Annotated in this window: 2 protein-coding genes; both read right to left on the bottom strand. The window is 75.0% G+C overall.

The window, feature by feature from the left end:
* A partial coding sequence (locus tag NBZ85_RS30130) for a glycosyltransferase (RefSeq protein ID WP_261563321.1) occupies window positions 1-1,397 on the bottom strand: 1,397 nt, incomplete at its 3' end.
* The coding region (locus NBZ85_RS30125; RefSeq protein ID WP_498041278.1) for a hypothetical protein at window positions 1,394-2,575 on the bottom strand (1,182 nt) is incomplete at its 5' end. The genes NBZ85_RS30125 and NBZ85_RS30130, both read right to left, overlap by 4 nt.

Raw genomic sequence — 2,575 nt, 5'->3', positions numbered from 1 at the left:
GGCAGCTGGGTCGGCGGGGGCAACGGGGTGGCGCCGAGGCCGTGGGTCGTCTTCTCCCAGAAGCTTGGCGCGAGCACGAGCTGGACCATCGCCTTGGCCGCGGCCAGCGACATCAGCACCCAGTAGGCGAGCGACAGCACCGACCGGAACACCAGCCCGGGCAGCCCGGTGGCACGGGCCGCGAGCACGTTGACGTAGACGAAGGTGAAGTTGCCGGCGACGAGGCACACCAGGCTGGCGTAGAGCAGCCAGGCTGGGAAGAGGGCGTGGACGAAGCCGACCCGGCCGACGAACCACATCAGCGTCAGCGCCCAGAAAATCGGGTTGATGATCGCGAGCAGCGGAGTTCCGCCGACGAACAGGTTGAACCGCAGGTAGGTGGCGAGCCCCATCTCCCGGCAGCGGCGCAGCGGCTGGCGGGAGTGCACCAGCCAGGTCTGCAAGTAGCCCTTGTACCAGCGGGAACGCTGCTTGAGCCAGTTGATGGCGTCGCTGTTGGCCTCCTCCAGGGTGACCGAGTCGAGGATGAGCGTGCGAAACCCGCGGAGATAGAGCCGCACCCCGAGATCGGCGTCCTCGGTCACGTTGAACGGGTCCCAGCCGCCGAGCTCCCGCAGCACCTCGGTCCGGAAGTGGTTGGAGGTGCCGCCCAGGGGCACCGGGGCATCCTGGCGGACGAGTCCCGGCAGCATGTGCTCGAACCACATCGCGTACTCGGCGGTGAACCACTGGGTGAGGATGTTCTGCTTGTGGTTGAAGAAGCCGAGCTTCGCCTGCAGGCAGGCCACGCTCGGCGGCAGCCGGCGGAACGCGGTGACGGCGCGGCGCAGCTGCAACGGTTCGGGCCGGTCCTCCGCGTCGAAGATGGTGACGAAATCGCCGCGGGCGATCTCGAGCCCGATGTTGCAGGCCTTCGGCTTGGTACGCGGCTCCGAGTAGGGCACCCGGACCACCCGCAGGTACGGCGGGGACGCCGCGGCCCGCGCCGCCGTGTACGTCGCCTCGTCGTCCTCCTCCAGCAGCAGCAGCACCTCGAGCCGGTCCGCCGGGTACTCCAGCCGCGCGATCGCGGCGAGCAGGTGCGGCAGCACCTCCGGCTCCTGGTAGGCGGGGACCAGCACGGTGTAGAGGGGCAGGTCGGCATCGGGGCAGGCGCGCGCGTCGTCGGGATCGACCACGATCAGGCCCGGATCGTGGATGGCCCGGTGCAGCAGCAGCAGGCGTTCGGCGAACGCGGCGACGTAGGCGGCGCTGAGTACCGCCACCACGGCGATCAGCGTGGGGGTCGTTGCCAGCGCCACCCCGGCCACCAGCAGCACCGCGACGACCGTCAGCCCGACCCGCTGGCCGGTCGACAGCGTGCGGCGCGCCGCCGCGTACGGACCGGGGGCGCTCATACCGTTCCCGCCAGCGCCGGGGGGAGCAGCGCGCCGAGGGTCGCGAGGGTCGCCGCGGACGCCACGACGACGACGAGCGCCCACCGCGAGTTGTCCACCGCCGCCCGCCGCACCGGCCGGGAGGCACCGGCGCGAGCGGAGCGCGCGGCCCGGGGCGCGCCGGCGACGGCGAGCATCCCGAACAGCAGCGCGAGGACGGCCAGATCTCCGCCCACCCCGAGGGCGGTGCGGGCGGCGCCCGGCGCGCCCACCCGGACGGCGAGAACGGCGACGGCGATCCGCCCGACCACCAGCGTCGCCCAGAGCGCCAGCACCATCACCCCCCGCCGAAGCGCCCGGGTCGGTCGGCGGGCCGAACAGCCCAGCAGCAGGGCGAGCGCGAGAGCGGCGCTCACCCCCGCCGCCCCGGTCAGAGCGCCGGTGAGCGCCGGTCCGGTCAGCGTGGGCCCGGCGAGCGTGGGCCCGGCGAGCGGGGACCCGGCGAGCGGGCGGACCAGGGGCCGCAGGGCGGCGGCGACCGGGCGGGCCGGCCACCGGGCGGCCGCCTCCGGCAGCGGCGTGAGGGTGGCGGTCAGCAGCAGCAGCGGGGCGCGCAGCCGCCACATCGCCCGGGTGCCGAACACCAGGGCGACGGCCGCGGCCATCAGGGGCGGCAGGAGCAGCAGGTCGGCGTGCGTGGTCCAGAACCGGTCGCCGAGCCGGGCCGGCATCGCGGTCAGCACGAACACCGCGACGCCCAGCAGCGGCAGGCCCACCAGGTAGTCGACCTGACGGTCGTGGATGTCGGGCTCGCCAGGTGCCGGCCGGCCGCGCAGCAGCAGCACCGCACCCGCGGGCAACACGGCGAGGTGGAAGGCCGCGCCGGCCTGGTCCCGGCAGGCCGGCCAGAGTCGGTCCAGGGTGCCGGCACAGGCCACCAGGGCCGCCGCGGTGACCACCCCGACCCGCAGCGCGCCCCGGCCGTGCCGGTCGGCGATCAGGCGCAGGAGACCCGGGCTCACCCCGCCGTCGTCGGTGGCGCTGCCGTTCTCGGTCGCGCTGGCCCCCGTGACCGTGCCGCCGAGGTCGGGGCCGCCGAGGTCGGTGCCGGCGTCGGGCTGCGCCGGTGATCGGCGGGGTGCCGGGACGGCCGGCGCGGCGGGGCGGGGCGGCGCGTCGTCGACCTCCTGCCCCTGGTG

Source organism: Frankia tisae (assembly GCF_025403405.1).
Classification (GTDB): domain Bacteria; phylum Actinomycetota; class Actinomycetes; order Frankiales; family Frankiaceae; genus Frankia; species Frankia tisai.
Note: the sequence above shows the minus strand (reverse complement) of the source record. Positions and strands in the feature narration are given on the sequence as shown.